Origin of the sequence: Microbacterium keratanolyticum (genome assembly GCF_016907255.1) — a bacterium.
Taxonomy (GTDB): Bacteria; Actinomycetota; Actinomycetes; order Actinomycetales; family Microbacteriaceae; genus Microbacterium; species Microbacterium keratanolyticum.
The window spans coordinates 3,020,633-3,036,017 of the sequence record NZ_JAFBBQ010000001.1; the positions used below are offsets into that span (position 1 = coordinate 3,020,633).

General features: G+C 66.4%; 12 protein-coding genes. 1 reads left to right on the plus strand and 11 read right to left on the minus strand.

Annotated features, from left to right (window positions below):
* Nucleotides 1–39: 39 nt before the first annotated feature.
* Entirely contained in the window at nucleotides 40–639 is a 600-nt protein-coding gene (locus JOD62_RS14560; protein WP_204939948.1) for a hypothetical protein, read from the minus strand.
* Between the two features lie 817 nt (nucleotides 640–1,456).
* On the opposite strand from JOD62_RS14560, the gene JOD62_RS14565 reads away from it, so the two are divergent.
* The gene (locus tag JOD62_RS14565) at nucleotides 1,457–1,819 is read left to right on the plus strand and encodes a helix-turn-helix domain-containing protein (protein WP_204939949.1); all 363 of its coding nucleotides are present in this window, start codon (nucleotides 1,457–1,459) and stop codon (nucleotides 1,817–1,819) included.
* A 306-nt stretch (nucleotides 1,820–2,125) separates the two neighbouring features.
* Here the strand turns inward: JOD62_RS14565 and JOD62_RS14570 are convergent, their stop codons facing one another.
* From JOD62_RS14570 to JOD62_RS14615, 10 genes are all read right to left on the minus strand, one after another.
* Entirely contained in the window at nucleotides 2,126–2,905 is a 780-nt protein-coding gene (locus tag JOD62_RS14570; RefSeq protein ID WP_204939950.1) for a phosphotransferase, read from the minus strand.
* A 102-nt stretch (nucleotides 2,906–3,007) separates the two neighbouring features.
* Entirely contained in the window at nucleotides 3,008–4,456 is a 1,449-nt protein-coding gene (gene pyk / locus JOD62_RS14575) for a pyruvate kinase (RefSeq protein WP_204939951.1), read from the minus strand.
* A 60-nt stretch (nucleotides 4,457–4,516) separates the two neighbouring features.
* Nucleotides 4,517–5,983: a glutamate synthase subunit beta gene (locus JOD62_RS14580; protein ID WP_204939952.1), complete on the minus strand. Its 1,467-nt coding sequence runs from the start codon at nucleotides 5,981–5,983 to the stop codon at nucleotides 4,517–4,519.
* Nucleotides 5,976–10,496, minus strand: a complete 4,521-nt coding sequence (gene gltB / locus JOD62_RS14585) for a glutamate synthase large subunit (RefSeq protein WP_204939953.1) — start codon at nucleotides 10,494–10,496, stop codon at nucleotides 5,976–5,978. Before gltB ends, JOD62_RS14580 begins: the two co-directional genes overlap by 8 nt.
* 137 nt (nucleotides 10,497–10,633) lie before the next feature.
* A complete protein-coding gene (gene lgt, locus JOD62_RS14590) occupies nucleotides 10,634–11,638 on the minus strand; it encodes a prolipoprotein diacylglyceryl transferase (RefSeq protein WP_204939954.1) in 1,005 nt (334 codons plus the stop codon).
* Between the two features lie 18 nt (nucleotides 11,639–11,656).
* Nucleotides 11,657–12,445 (minus strand): tryptophan synthase subunit alpha, encoded by a 789-nt coding sequence (gene trpA / locus JOD62_RS14595; RefSeq protein WP_204939955.1) that lies wholly within the window; start codon nucleotides 12,443–12,445, stop codon nucleotides 11,657–11,659.
* Nucleotides 12,442–13,662 carry a tryptophan synthase subunit beta gene (gene trpB, locus JOD62_RS14600; RefSeq protein WP_204939956.1) on the minus strand — a complete coding sequence of 407 codons (1,221 nt, stop codon included), beginning with the start codon at nucleotides 13,660–13,662 and terminating at the stop codon, nucleotides 12,442–12,444. The genes trpA and trpB overlap by 4 nt, the downstream gene beginning before the upstream one ends.
* Nucleotides 13,659–14,438, minus strand: coding sequence for an indole-3-glycerol phosphate synthase TrpC (gene trpC / locus JOD62_RS14605; protein ID WP_204939957.1), 780 nt, complete (start codon nucleotides 14,436–14,438; stop codon nucleotides 13,659–13,661). Before trpC ends, trpB begins: the two co-directional genes overlap by 4 nt.
* Nucleotides 14,438–14,668 (minus strand): DUF6704 family protein, encoded by a 231-nt coding sequence (locus tag JOD62_RS14610; RefSeq protein ID WP_204939958.1) that lies wholly within the window; start codon nucleotides 14,666–14,668, stop codon nucleotides 14,438–14,440. Before JOD62_RS14610 ends, trpC begins: the two co-directional genes overlap by 1 nt.
* Before the next feature lie 114 nt (nucleotides 14,669–14,782).
* Entirely contained in the window at nucleotides 14,783–15,370 is a 588-nt protein-coding gene (locus JOD62_RS14615; RefSeq protein ID WP_204939959.1) for a Trp biosynthesis-associated membrane protein, read from the minus strand.
* Between the last annotated feature and the right edge of the window lie 15 nt (nucleotides 15,371–15,385).

The window sequence follows — 15,385 nt, forward strand, 5'->3', positions numbered from 1 at the left end:
GCCTCCGTCGCGGTCTCGTCAATTCTCGGCTCAACAAACTCACCCGCTGGCGGCGGTGAAGCCCCACTGCGCGGCAGTCAGTGCCGGGTACAGCTCCTGCGCTTCGTAGAACGCGTCGTTGTCTGTGGAGAATCGGAACAGCGCGGCGAGGTCGAAAGCGTCGAGGGTCTCGTCCCCCTCCCCTGCCTGCCACGCCTCGACGCGGGCGAGGTCGATGGGGTTGTCCAGGTCGAGCCCGCACAGGGCCATGACGTCCGCCCAGCCGCCCTCGGGCGAGTAGACGCCGGAGCGGGTGAGTTCGATGGCGATGCGCAGCGCCCACTCGGCGTCAGTCTCCACGCGCGGCTCGGCGTTCTCGGTCTCACGGATCTGCAGTCGCAGGCCGACGTGCTCGGGCAGCCAGAACAGCGGGTGCCACATGAGCTCGGGCTTGACCGTGCCGAAACGGGTGTCGCGGTGGTAGACCGGGAGCGGGTGGGTGGTGATGGGGTCGGAGATGACCTCTGACGGCTCAAGGCCGCTGGCGTTGACGAACGCGAGCATCCGCTCGGCTGCCTGCATGGCGTCGTAACTGATGAGCAGCTGCTCACCCTCCTCGGTGAGGAAGTGCTGGCGGGCGATGGTTACGGGTGCGGTCATGTGGGGGCTCCAAGGTGTGAGTCAGGCGTGCACTCCACACCCTGCGGCGAGGGGCTCGCCCTCGGGTTCGGCGGGTGGCTCACGATGCTCGACGCGCATCTCGCCTGTGAAGGTTCGGGTCACGCGGTGGGCAGATGCTCCCGGGCTTCAGGCGCTACATAGGCGCTGCGGGTGCCACGTGCGCCCGGGATGGTGCCTCTGACACACGCTCAGGATGGCGGATTTGCCGACTCACCTGCTCCCGACTGGGATCGCGGGGGTCTGAGCACCCCTCGAAGCGACGCTCTTGGCACAGCACCGGGCACCGCGCCCGGTCGGTGTATTCACAATTCCCCAGGTCAGTTCACAAAAAGCAGGGCTGTGCCCGGTGTGACCGGTGCGGGAGGGTATGTACATAGAGCGAGAAGTGTTCTAGAGGAGGGGCAGTAGGGGGATTGCCCCTTCTATTTATCTATTTCTTCTCTTACATGAAATACCTACTACCGGGCAACCAGTCCAAGGTGCCCTTTCCTCTAGAAAACACTGGGCAAAACCATGCCCGGTGCCTGTTGAGGTGACCGGGCACACCGGCCAATCTCACCCAGAACGGGCGGGTTCAGGCTCTGAATGAACGGTCTCGACGCAGAATGGCGCTCTCACGCGAGCCATCCTCACCGGCCGAAGCATCGACCCGCGAGCCACAGCTGCCAGACAATCAGCCTCTCGTCCGCGCAACCCTCCCTCGTTATGCAGCGTTCGCACTTGCGTGAACGGGCGCCTCGGACACGTCGCGGGATGGCACTGCGCATATACGTGGCGACCGTCAGAAAGGATTCTCATGATTGCTGTCCCCACCATCGAAGACCTCCTCGAGCAGTACCCCGCCGTCTGCAGCGCGGAGCAGGCAGCCGAGATCCTGAACATGACCCCGCGCGTCCTCGCAGACCTGACGCGAGCTCGCGGCATCGGCGCCGTGAAGACTGGGCGCTCCTGGTCGTACCCGAAGATCTCCATCATCGAATGGCTGAACGCGAACACGATTGTCGTCGCGACGGCCGAGGAGCCGGCACTCACGCCGCTCGAAGAGCTGGCCGCTGTCGCACGCACTGCAACGCCGAAGCCTCCCCTTCAGGACGAGCTGGACAACGCCTGGGGTCGCCGCCGCCGTGGTCAGCGTCGCACCACGGCACTCGCTTCGTAGACCACATCGCGCCAGTCAGCCCCCGCAGCGCACCTCGTACTGCGGGGGTTTCTCGTGCCCAAAAGGTGGGGAAGCCTTCCCCAAAATCGACTATTCTGGGCAAAACGAGCCAGCGAGACGGGTTCGGAGGTAACACACGATTTGGGGGAACTACCCCTCTGGATCCGCGTATTTCCGCGGAAGTTGCGTCACTCTGGCGGATCTTCCCGAGATTTCACGGAAGCCCAAAAGGGGTATGTTACTGGGTTCGAGTCCCACCACCGGCACCACCACCTCGCGATCCGAGATCGTGCAATCGCACCGCCTTCAGAAGGCGGCCAGCGCATCCGCGAGCATCCGGTGTCCCTGCTCCTCGAAGCCACTCTCCCCCACCTGCACGGCGTAGCACGCGGTGCCGACGGCCTCGCGGAGCCTTTCCAGCCGCCACTGCTCGGGTTCGCGTGGATCCCCTCCGTAGCCGTCCAGGAACGCCTCCTCCAGTGAAGGATCGTCGCGCCATTGCTGAGCGGCGAGTCTTGCGAGGTCGCTGGAACGCGTGCGGAAGGCGAAGCGGCCGAAGTCGATCACACGCACGGTGTCGCCGTCGATCAGCCAGTTGCGAGGCTGCCAGTCGCCGTGCGTCGGCACGGTTCGCACCGTTCGCCTCGGAGCATTCTCGAGAATCTGTCGTACCTGCTGCACGGTCTCGGGTGCGATCCGATGCGGCTGCTGCAGCCAGTCCAGCGCTCGCAGCAGCACACCCGCACGCTCGTAGATCCGCGGATCGCGCTCGGCAACTGACTTCTCTACCAGCACTCCTGGCAGATACTCGAGCAGCATCACGCGCAGATCAGGGTCGCCATCGAGCAGACGCGCCGCGTGTCCTGTGTCCGTCAGCGGCGCGGTGTGCCGGGGATGCGCGGAAAGCTCTCGCAGGATGTGATGGTTGCGCGGGCCACCCGCTTTCACGATCACATCCCCGTTGCATCCACGCACGCGCAGAACGATCGAGTCGACGAGGTCCCAGGACAGATCCGCAACGATCACAGCATCCGGGAGTCGACCGTCCACCCAGCGTCGCTGAACGTCGGAGAGCCGGGAAGTCATGTGTTCATCGTAGGAGCGCACGATACGTGGCGCCGCCGCGCACCCCGAAACGCCGTGTGGGCCGCCCCCGAAGGAGCGGCCCACACGATCACAGACGACAGATCAGACGCCGGCCTTGTAGATGGGTGCTGCGCCGTTGACGGCGTCGCCCACCTTGTGCACACGGATGTCGTTCGTCGAGCCGACGATTCCGGGAGGGGAACCGGAGATCACGACGACCTTGTCCCCTTCCTTCGCCAGTCCGGACTTCAGGAGGTAGTCGTCCACCTGCAGGAACATGAGGTCGGTGTGCTGCACGGCCTCGACGAGCGTCGAGTTGATGCCCCAGGTGAGCGCCATGCGACGACGGATGTTCGGCTCCGGCGTGAACGCGAGCATCGGGATGCGCGAGCGCAGACGCGAGAGGCGGCGAGCCGAGTCGCCCGACTGCGTGAACACGCAGAGGAACTTCGCCTCGACGAACTCCGCGACCTCGAGCGCTGCGAGGGTGATCGCACCGCCCTGCGTGCGGGGCTTGGTCGTCAGCGGCTGGATGCGCTCCAGGCCGTGCTCTTCGGTCGACTCGATGATGCGTGCCATCGTCTCGACCACGATGATCGGGTAGTCGCCGACGCTGGTCTCGCCCGAGAGCATGACCGCGTCCGCGCCATCGAGCACTGCGTTCGCGACGTCGGACGTCTCGGCGCGGGTGGGCACCGGGCTGCTGATCATCGACTCGAGCATCTGCGTCGCCACGATCACGGGCTTCGCGTTGCGGCGAGCGAGCTCGACAGCGCGCTTCTGGACGATCGGCACGGCCTCGAGCGGCAGCTCGACTCCGAGGTCGCCGCGGGCGACCATGATGCCGTCGAATGCGTCGACGATGCCTTCCAGCGCCTCAACGGCCTGCGGCTTCTCGATCTTGGCGATGACGGGGATGCGCACACCCTCTTCGGCCATGATCTCGTGGACGCGCTTCACGTCTTCCGCGTTGCGCACGAACGAGAGCGCAATCACGTCTGCACCGATACGCAGGCCCCAACGAAGATCGTCTTCGTCCTTCTCGCTCAGCGCGGGAACGTTGACGGCCACGCCAGGCAGGTTGATGCCCTTGTTGTTCGACACCGCACCTGCGACGACGACACGGGTGGTCACGACCGTGCCATCCGTCTCGACGACCTCGACGCGGACCTTGCCGTCGTCGATCAGCAGGAAGTCGCCCGGCTTGACGTCCTGGGGCAGGCCCTTGAACGTCGTCCCGCAGATCTCGCGGTTGCCGATGATCTCTTCCGTCGTGATCTTGAAGATGTCACCTGCGGCGAGCTCGTAAGGACCGTCCTCGAACTTGCCGAGGCGAATCTTCGGGCCTTGCAGGTCGACGAGAATCGCCACTGCCCGACCGGCGTCGTCAGCCGCACGGCGGACGTTCGCGTAGTTGGCCTCGTGCACGGAGTAGTCCCCGTGGCTGAGGTTCAAGCGGGCGACATCCACCCCGGCGTCGATGATGGCTCGCACCGACTCGTAGGTCGACGTTGCCGGGCCAAGGGTGGCGACGATTTTCGCGCGTCTCAAATCACTGTCTCCGAATTTGTAAGGGTAAAGAACGAAATGGGCAACGCTGCCGCCTTCAGCCTACGCGGATGGCAGGCCAATAGCGACTTCGGACGCGCGCACCGGAGCGGCAAGGACCGTTTCTCCCATGAGGAACCGATCCACCTGCGCCGCAGCAGCGCGCCCTTCGGCGATCGCCCACACGATGAGCGACTGACCACGCCCCGCATCGCCCGCGACGAACACGCCGGGAAGGCTCGTGGCGTAGTCGTCGTCGCGCTCGATTGCGCCCCGCGAGGTCATCGCAGGGCGTGAATTCTCGGTGAACGTCTCCTGCTCGGGCCCGGTGAAGCCCATCGCGATGAGGACGAGGTCTGCGGGGATCTCGTGCTCCGTTCCGCTACGCGGCACACGCTGCCCGTTCACGAACTCGGTCTCGGCGACGCGGACGGCCCGGACTTCGCCCGCGTCGTTCGCGAGGAACTCCACGGTCGACGCGAGGTACCGGCGTTCGCCGCCCTCCTCGTGTGCGGACTGGACCTCGAACACCGTCGGCATCATGGGCCACGGCTGGTGATCCGGGCGCGAGTCGCCGGGCTGGCGTCCGATCGCCAGGTTCGTCACGCTCAATGCGCCCTGGCGATGCGCGGTGCCGATGCAGTCGGCACCGGTGTCGCCGCCGCCGATCACGACGACATGCTTGCCCTGAGCGGTGATCTGGTTCGGAACAGCGTCACCGGCGACTGCCCGGTTCGACTCGACCAGGTACTCCATCGCGAAGTGGATGCCCTCATGATCACGGCCCGGGATCGCGAGGTCGCGCGGCATCGTGGATCCGGTGGCGAGCACGACGGCGTCGTACCGCGCGCGCAGGTCGTCCCAGCTGATGTCGCGACCGATCTCGACGCCGGCCCGGAAGCGCGTCCCCTCCTCCTGCATCTGGCGAAGACGCGCGTCAAGCTGCCCCTTCTCCATCTTGAAGTCGGGGATGCCATAGCGCAGCAGACCGCCGATGCGGTCATCCCGCTCGAACACGGCGACGGTGTGCCCGGCGCGGGTCAACTGCTGTGCGGCTGCAAGGCCGGCAGGCCCGGAGCCGACGACGGCGACGGTCTTGCCGGTCAGGCGCTCCGGCGGCTGCGGCTGCACCCAGCCCTTCGCGAACGCCTCGTCAATGATCGACACCTCGATCTGCTTGATCGTGACCGCAGGCTGGTTGATGCCCAGCACGCAGGCGCTCTCACAGGGCGCGGGGCACAGACGCCCCGTGAACTCCGGGAAGTTGTTCGTCGCGTGCAGGCGCTCGATCGCGGCACGGCCTTCGCCGCGCCAGGTGAGATCGTTCCACTCCGGGATCAGGTTGCCCAGCGGGCATCCCTGGTGGCAGAACGGCACGCCACAGTCCATGCAGCGGCTCGCCTGGCGCCGAAGCACCGCAGAATCACCCGGCTGGTACACCTCTTTCCAATCGAGGATGCGAACGGGCACGGGGCGACGCGCGGGCAGTTCGCGCTCGGTTGTCTTCATGAAGCCTTTGGGATCAGCCACGGGTCACCTCCAGGATGCGGTTCCAGACGATATCGCCGTCGGGGTCGAGGCCGTCGGCCTCGGCCTCTGCGCGGGTGCGCAGCACGGCAGCGTAGTCACGCGGCAGAATCCGCGTGAAGTTCGAGACCTCGGTGTCGAAGTCGGCGAGGATACGACGGGCCAGCTCCGATCCAGTCTCGGAGACGTGCTGTTCCAGCAGGTCACGGAGGATGGCGGCATCGCCGGCGCCCAGCGCGCCGAGCTCGAGTTCACCGCCCTTCACGGCATCCGGATTCACCCGTCGTGGATCGAGCTCGTAGACGTAGGCCGTCCCACCGCTCATTCCCGCGCCGAGGTTCCTGCCGGTGCGTCCGAGGATCACCGCGACGCCACCCGTCATGTACTCCAGAGCGTGGTCTCCCACGCCCTCGACGACGGCGGCCGCACCCGAGTTGCGAACGAGGAAACGCTCGCCGACAACACCCGAGAGGAACAGGGAGCCGCTTGTCGCGCCATAGCCGATCACGTTGCCGGCGATGACGTTCTGGGCCGCGTCGAACGGTGCCCCTGCGGGCGGGCGCACCGAGATGCGTCCACCGGACAGGCCCTTGCCGACATAGTCGTTGCTGTCGCCCTCAAGACGCAGTGTGACTCCCGACGGGATGAAAGCGCCGAACGACTGGCCTGCGGAACCATGCAGCGTGAGCGTGATGGCCCCTTCGGGCATCCCCTCTGCACCGTGCCGACGCGTGATCTCGTGGCCGATCATGGTTCCCACCGCGCGCGCGGTGTTCCGAATCGGCAGGTCGAGTGCGATCGTCCCGCCCTCCGCGATGACGTCGGACACGCTCGCCAGCAGTGGCGCGTCGAAGTGCTCGTCGAGTTCGTGGTCCTGCGGTCGACCGCTGGTCCGCGGCTCATCGGCGGGGAACGCGGGGCCCTGGAGAATCGGGCTGAGATCCAGCCCGTCGGCCTTCCAGTGCTGGATCGCGCCGTCGACACGCAGAAGGTCGCTGCGCCCCACGATCTCATCGATCGAACGGAAGCCAAGCGCCGAGAGCAGCTCTCGCACCTCTTCGGCGATGAACTCCATGAAGTTCACGACGAACTCGGGCTTGCCCGTGAAGCGCTCGCGAAGAACCGGGTTCTGCGTCGCCACGCCGACGGGGCAGGTGTCGAGGTGGCAGACGCGCATCATGATGCAGCCGCTCACGACCAGGGGTGCGGTCGCGAAGCCGAACTCCTCCGCCCCCAGAAGCGCACCGATCACGACGTCGCGGCCGGTCTTGAGCTGCCCATCCACCTGCACGACGACACGGTCGCGCATGCCGTTCAGCATGAGCGTCTGCTGCGTCTCAGCAAGGCCGAGCTCCCAGGGCGTTCCCGCGTGCTTGAGCGAGTTCAGCGGGCTCGCGCCCGTGCCTCCGTCGTGTCCGGACACCAAGACGACATCGCTCAGAGCCTTCGCCACACCCGCGGCCACCGCGCCGATGCCCGACTGGCTCACGAGCTTCGTGTGGATGCGCGCCGACGGATTGGCCCGCTTCAGGTCGAAGATGAGCTGCTTGAGGTCTTCGATCGAGTAGATGTCGTGGTGCGGCGGGGGTGAGATGAGACCGACACCCGGCGTCGCATGACGCGTTCGCGCCACCCACGGGTACACCTTGCCCGGCGGAAGCTGACCGCCCTCCCCCGGCTTGGCGCCCTGCGCCAGCTTGATCTGGATGTCATCGGCCTCGGTCAGGTACTGGCTCGTGACGCCGAAACGCCCCGAAGCGACCTGCTTGATCGCACTCCGACGTTCCGGGTCGACCAGTCGCGCGGGGTCTTCGCCGCCCTCACCGGTGTTCGACTTCGCACCGAGACGGTTCATCGCGATCGCGAGCGTCTCGTGTGCCTCCTGCGAGATCGATCCATAGCTCATGGCACCCGTGGAGAAGCGGCGGACGATGGACGCCACGGACTCCACCTCGTCGAGGGGCACGGCCGGCCGCTCACCCGTCCGCAGCTGGAACAGCCCGCGCAGCGTCTTGAGATCGCGCGCCTGGTCGTCGACCATCGACGTGTACTCGCGGAAGATGTCGTACCGGCGGGTGCGCGTCGCGTGCTGCAGGCGGAAGACCGTCTGCGGATTGAACAGGTGCGACGGACCCTCTCGGCGCCACTGGTACTCGCCACCGTTCCACAGCCGCTCATGCGCGCGGGCCGCAGCATCCTCGGGGTAGGCAAAATCATGCCGTGCCTGGTTCTCGGCGAAGACATCCTCGATGCCGATGCCACCCAGCTTCGACTCGGTGCCCGTGAAGTACGTGTCGACGAACTCCTGGCTGAGACCGATCGCCTCGAACACCTGTGCGCCCGCGTACGACGACACGGTGGAGATGCCCATCTTCGACATGATCTTCAACACGCCCTTGCCGAGCGCGTAGATCAGATTGCTGACGGCCTTCTCTGCGGAGATGTCGGTGATGTACCCCGTGCGAACGAGGTGCTCGACCGTCTCCATGGCGAGGTAGGGATTGACGGCGGAAGCCCCGTAGCCGATCAGCGTCGCCACATGGTGGACCTCACGCACATCACCGGCCTCGACGATCAGACCGACCTTCATCCGGTTCTCGCGGCGGATCAGGTGATGATGGATCGCCGACACCATGAGCAGCGACGGGATCGGCACGAGGTCCTTGTTGGAGTCACGATCCGAAAGGATGATGAACTCGGCGCCGCGTTCGATCGCAGCGTCGACCTCGGCGCACATCTCAGCGAGACGCTCCTGCATCGTGTGCGATCCTGCGTCGAAGTGGTACAGTCCGCGGATCGTGGCACTCGAGCGCTGCGGAATCGCCCGCTCGATGTGGCGGATCTTCGCGAGCTCGTCGTTGTTGATCACCGGGAAGTCGAGCGTCACCGTAGCCGCGTGCTCCGGCCCCCAGGAGAGCAGGTTGCGCTCAGGCCCGAGGCTGGAGCGCAGGCTCGTGACGACCTCTTCACGGATCGAGTCCAGCGGCGGGTTCGTGACCTGGGCGAACTGCTGTGTGAAGTAGTCGAACAGCAGACGCGGACGTTCGCTGAGCACCGCGATAGGAGTATCGCTGCCCATCGCGCCGATCGGCTCCACGCCGGTCTGCCCCATCGGTGTGAGCAGAACACGCACCTCTTCTTCGGTGTATCCGAACGTGCGCTGGCGACGAGTGATCGATGCAGGAGGATGCACGATGTGCTCGCGCTCGGGAAGATCCGCGAGACGGACGGTTCCCGCGTCCAGCCATTCCTGCCACGGGTGCAGCCGTGCGAGTTCGCTCTTGATCTCCTCGTCATCGACGATCCGGCGCTGCGCCGTGTCGACGAGGAACATCTTGCCGGGCTGCAGGCGCCCCCGTCGCTTGATGCGCTCGGGCGCGAACTCCAGCACACCCGTCTCGCTGCCGATGACGACCAGGCCATCGGTCGTCTCCGTCCAACGCCCCGGACGCAGACCGTTCCGATCGAGCGTCGCGCCGACGACCGTGCCATCCGTGAAGATGAGGGCGGCGGGTCCGTCCCAGGGCTCCATCTGATTCGCGTGGTACTCGTAGAAGGCGCGCAGCTCCGGAGAGATGTCGGACTGCTTCTCGTACGCCTCCGGCACCATCATCATGATGGCGTGCGGCAGGCTGCGACCCGTCAGGGTGAGTAGCTCCAGCACCTCGTCGAACGAGGCCGAGTCGCTCGCACCGTCCGTGCAGATCGGCAGCAGCGGGGCGATGTCGCCGAGAAGCTCAGACTCCAGCTGCGACTGGCGGGCGCGCATCCAGTTCCGATTGCCGCCCACCGTGTTGATCTCGCCGTTGTGCGCGAGCATGCGCAGAGGCTGGGCCAGTGGCCACGACGGGAAGGTGTTGGTGGAGTAGCGCGAATGCACCACGGCGAGCTCCGAGGCGAAGCGCTCATCCTGCAGGTCAGGGTAGAACGGCTCCAGCTGGAGAGTCGTCACCATGCCCTTGTAGCCGAGGGTACGTGCGGAAAGGGAGACGAAGTAGGCGCCGAGCTCGTGTCCTGCGCGCTTGCGCAGACGGTAGGCGACGCGGTCGAGGACGATGCTCGACGACGTGGAGCGGTCGGCGTCGCCCAGACGGGAGACGAACAGCTGCTCGAATGCGGGCCGCGCCTCGTCGGCGAGCTTGCCCAGGTTCTCATTCGCTGTCGGAACGGTGCGCCAGCCGAGGACCGTGAGCCCTTCTTCAGCGGCGATGCGCTCGATTCCGGCCTTCTGCTCGCGGCGGGCACTCGACTCACGAGGGAGGAATGCCAGGCCGGCGGCGTACTCGCCCACAGGCGGGAGGGGGAAATCAGTGACGGAGCGGAGGAACGCATCCGGCATCTGCGTCAGGATGCCGGCGCCATCGCCGGTGCCGGCGTCAGAACCGATCGCACCGCGGTGTTCCAGGTTGCGCAGCGCTTCGAGCGCCAGCGCGATGATGTCGTGGCCGGGAGTCCCGCGCAACGTCGCGACCATGGCCAGGCCGCAGGCGTCCTTCTCAAACGCGGGGTTGTACATCCCCTGCTTCGGGGGGTAAGCGCCGGAGGCGCCATAAGGGGGCTGGAAATACACCAGTTACCGTCCTCAGATTCGTATGAACCGGGACGACGTTGGCCCGCTTGTTCAGTGCAATAGATGCCGCGCGGCGAGCTGGCTTATCGGGTGCCGCCGTCGCTGACGGGAGCGTCGCTTGTGGCGGGTGCTCCAGCTGTGACTTCGAGCGGAGGCTCGCTCACGTCGACGAAGTCAGAGGTGCTGTCTTGCGATTGTACATCCGCCTGACCGTCGTGGATGCCACGACCCGGCATGTACGGCGAAGGCTCGCGTCCGGGGTGACGACGGGTCTGCACCCAGAGGATGATGACACCGAGTGCCACGCTCGCCAGAGCAGCCCAGACGTTCGTGCGCAGCCCGAAGTAGATCTCGCTCGGGTCAATGCGGATGGACTCCCACACGACGCGCCCCGCGCTGTACCAGATGAGGTACACCGCGAAGAGCTTGCCCCACTGCAGCTGCAGGCGGCGCCCGATCCAGAGCAGGAACAGCACCCCCAGGGTGTTCCAGATGACTTCGTACAGGAACGTGGGGTGGAACAGCGTGCCTTCGGCGAGTCCCGGGGGGAACGCCGGGTTGGAGGAGTCGATCTCAAGGCCCCAAGGAACGTCGGTCGGCAGACCGAACAGCTCGTGGTTGAACCAGTTGCCGAAGCGTCCGGCGGCCTGCGCAAGCAGAAGGCCCGGCGCGAGAGCGTCGGCGAAGGTCCAGAACCGGATGCCCGTCCACTTGCAGCCGAGCCAGGCGCCGACGGCGCCACCGAGAAGCGCACCGAAGATCGCGATGCCGCCTTCCCAGATGTAGAAGACCGCCCAGATGTTCTTGCCCTCGCCGAAGTAGAACCCGGGGTGGGTGAGCACATGGAAGATGCGCGCACCGATGATGCCCAGAGGAACCGCCAGGATCGCGATGTCGATGACGACCCACGGCTCCGCTCCGCGCTTGGTCAGACGGTAGTTCGTCATGAACACTGCGAGGATGATTCCGGTGATGATGCACAGCGCGTAGATGTGAATCCGTACCGGGCCGAGGTCGAAGTAGCTGATCGACGGGCTCGGGATGCTGGCGGCGACGCCCGTGAGGACGTTCTGAAGCGCGAGGGACATGATCACGAGTTTACGGGGTCAGGCGGCGCGGTGCGTGCCAGCGAACAGCTCGCGGGTCACCTCGGCGAGGCGTTCGACGCCGCCGTCACGCAGCGCCCGCACGAGGGCGGTGCCCACGATCGCGCCGTCTGCATACTCGAGGACGCGAGCGACCTGCTCTGCGTTCGAGATGCCGATCCCGACGCAGGCGCGCCCGACACCGTGCGCGCGCAGACGCTCGACGAGCGTACGGGCAGCCTGGTCAAGCGCCGCGCGCTCCCCCGTGATACCCATGGTCGACACGGTGTACACAAAGCCCGATGACGCAGAGACGACCAGGTCCAGGCGCTCGTCACTCGAGGTCGGCGCGGCCAGGAAGATCCGGTCAAGGCCTGTGCGGCGACTGGCGGCGATCCACTCCTCGGCGGACTCCGGAGTGATGTCGGGCGTGATGATGCCCGCTCCGCCGGCCGCAAAAAGATCATCCGCGTAACGATCGACGCCATACTGCCAGATGGGGTTCCAGTACGACATCACGACGACCGGGACGTCCACGGCCTCGGTGATCGCGCGGACCGCGGTGAACAGGTCGGCCATCTTGAAGCCCGCCGCGAGTGCGGTCTGGGTGGCCTCCTGGATGATCGCGCCATCCATGACGGGATCGCTGTACGGCGGCCCCAGCTCGATGATGTCGACGCCGTTGCGCGCGAGCGTGATCGCTGCCTCAATGCTCGTCGGGAGATCCGGGAAGCCGACCGGCAGGTACCCGATGAACGCACCGCGTCCGGCATCGTGGGCGCGCTGGATCGCGTCGTCTACGCGGCTCATGCCGATTCTCCTGCGTTCTCGGGGTCGTCGTACAGCTCGAAATAGCGTGCGGCGGTGTCCATGTCTTTGTCGCCACGACCGGACAGACACACGGCCAGCACCGCATCCGGGCCCAGCTCACGACCGAGGCGCAGCGCGCCGGCCAGGGCGTGGGCGGATTCGATCGCCGGAATGATGCCCTCTGTGCGGCTCAGCAGGCGCAGCGCCTGCATCGCCTCATCATCTGTGGCGGGGATGTACTCGGCGCGACCGATCGACGCGAGCCAGGCGTGCTCAGGACCGACACCCGGGTAGTCGAGGCCGGCTGAGATCGAGTGCGACTCGATGGTCTGCCCGTCGTCGTCCTGCAGGACGAACGTCTTGGCACCGTGCAGAACGCCCGGACGTCCTCGTTCGATGGACGCGGCGTGACGATCCGTGTCGACGCCGTCGCCGGCTGCCTCGACACCGAGAAGGCGCACGGACTCATCATCGATGAACGCGTCGAACATGCCGATGGCGTTCGACCCGCCGCCGACGCACGCGAGGACGGCGTCAGGAAGACGCCCGACCTCATCCAGCAGCTGCTGGCGCGCTTCCTCGCTGATGATCTTCTGGAAGTCACGCACCATCGCCGGGAACGGGTGGGGCCCGGCCGCGGTGCCGAAGATGTAGTTGGTGGACTCGACGGTTGCCACCCAGTCTCGGTACGCATCGTTGATCGCGTCTTTGAGAGTGCGGGAGCCGGTTGTGACAGGCACGACCTCGGCGCCGAGCAGGCGCATACGGGCGACGTTGAGCGCCTGACGCTGTGTGTCGACCTCACCCATGTAGATCGTGCACTCGAGACCGAAAAGCGCGGCCGCCGTCGCGGTGGCGACTCCGTGCTGGCCCGCACCAGTCTCCGCGATCACCCGCGTCTTGCCGAGACGCTTGGTGAGCAGCGCCTGACCGAGAACGTTGTTGATCTTGTGCGATCCCGTGTGGTTGAGGTCCTCACGCTTGAGGAAGATGCGTGCGCCGCCCGCGTGCTCCGCGAAGCGCGGCACCTCGGTGATGGGCGACGGGCGCCCCGCGTACGAGTGGAGCAGAGAGGACAGCTCTGACTGGAACGCCGGGTCGACGATCGCCTCGGCATAGGCGGCCGTGAGCTCGTCGATCGCCGCGATGAGAGACTCCGGCATGTAACGACCGCCGAACTCGCCGAAGAAGGGGCCCGGCTGTTCACGTAGGCTCATGCGCCTGCCTCCAGGAAGGATGCGAGTGTGGCGACGGGGTCGCCGGTGACAAGTGCTTCGCCAATGAGCACCACATCCGCACCCGCGGAACGGTAGTGCGTCACATCAGCGGGCGTCAGAACCGCGGATTCCGCGATCTTGATCGCCGTGTCGGGGATGCGGTCGACAAGTCGGCCGAAGAGGTCGCGGTCGAGTTCGAGCGTCTGGAGGCTGCGCGCGTTCACGCCGATGAGCGATGCTCCCAGGTCGATCGCCAGGTCGAGCTCTTCTACGGAATGCGTCTCGACGAGCGGCGTCATTCCCAGCTGCAGGATCAGGGCGTAGAGGTCGCGCAGCACCTGCGGCTCCAAACCGGCCACGATGAGCAGCACCAGGTCTGCGCCTGCCGCGCGGGCTTCGAACACCTGGTAGGGCGTCGCGATGAAGTCCTTGCGCAGAACCGGGAGGCTCACCGATGCGGTCACGGCCTCAAGGTCGGCGAGGCTGCCGCCGAATCGACGCTCCTCCGTCAGGACGCTGATCGCAGACGCTCCGCCCTGCTCGTACAGGCGTGCCTGCAGCGCGGGATCGGGAATCTCGGCCAGTGCCCCACGAGAAGGGCTTGCGCGCTTGACCTCGGCGATGATCTTGACCCGATCAGCCGGAGCAAGTGCCACGAGCGCGTCCCGCGCGGGAGGCAGTGCGAGCGCCGCGCGTTCGACCTCTGCAAGCGAGCGCGACTGTTCGCGTCGTGCAGCGTCTGCGACAGCGCCGGCCGTGAGGTCGGCGAGTACCACTAGTGGGCCTTCGGTGCGTACTTCGGGCCCTTGACGCCGTAACCGGCCTTCGCCATGATCCAGCCGACCAGCGCGCCGACCAGGACCAGAGCCGCGGATGCCCAGACGATCGCGGGCAGGTCGAGGAAGAACGCCACTGTGCCGATGGTGAAGCCCAGGAGCATGATCACCACGGCGGTCCAGGCGGCAGGCGAGTGTCCGTGGCCGGGGTCGGCGATGGGGTTGGTCATGTTACTCCTCCGAGCGTGCTGTGAAATCTCTGCCAGTCTATCGGGAACACGGCCCGGGCCGCAGACGCCGGCGGGCGTGCTGTGGATGCGGCCGTCCACCCGCATCCGGTGTGGTCAGCGCGTCGGATCCGTACCGTGGGAGAGATCGTCCCAGGATTCGACGGCGTCGATCGGGCCGTCGTGCGGCGTCGATGAGCTCGTCTGGAAACGTCGACCCCCGACCTTCCAGTGACGGGCGGTCAGCAGGGCGAAGATGCCGCCGAGGAACAGGACGCCCCATGCCACGAGTGCAATCCACGGCCAGGGCGTCCCCGTGATCGACGCGATCATCGGAGCGAGCGCCTCTTCGCCCATGAGCCCGACGAGCTCGCTGAGCGTGGATGCGACCGCCGAGACCGGGTGCTCCAGCGCGATGACGAGCGTCGCCGTCCCGAGGGAGCCTGCGATGAGCATCGCGATGATCGCGAAGACGATGCGCATGACCGGTCCGACGATCGCGATGGCGGCACTGAGCGCGAGCACCGCGAGACTCAGCGGAGCGAGCACGGGCATCGCATCCGCCCCGGCGACGGGCACGTCCGCCGCACCGTCCACGCGGACGACGGTGAACCAGGTCTGCGTCGAGGAGATGATGCCGATGCCGCCCGCGATCACGAACAGCAGCGCGGTCAGTGCGCGTCCGCGGCGGCCGAGCTCTTTCATTTCACTTCTCCTGTA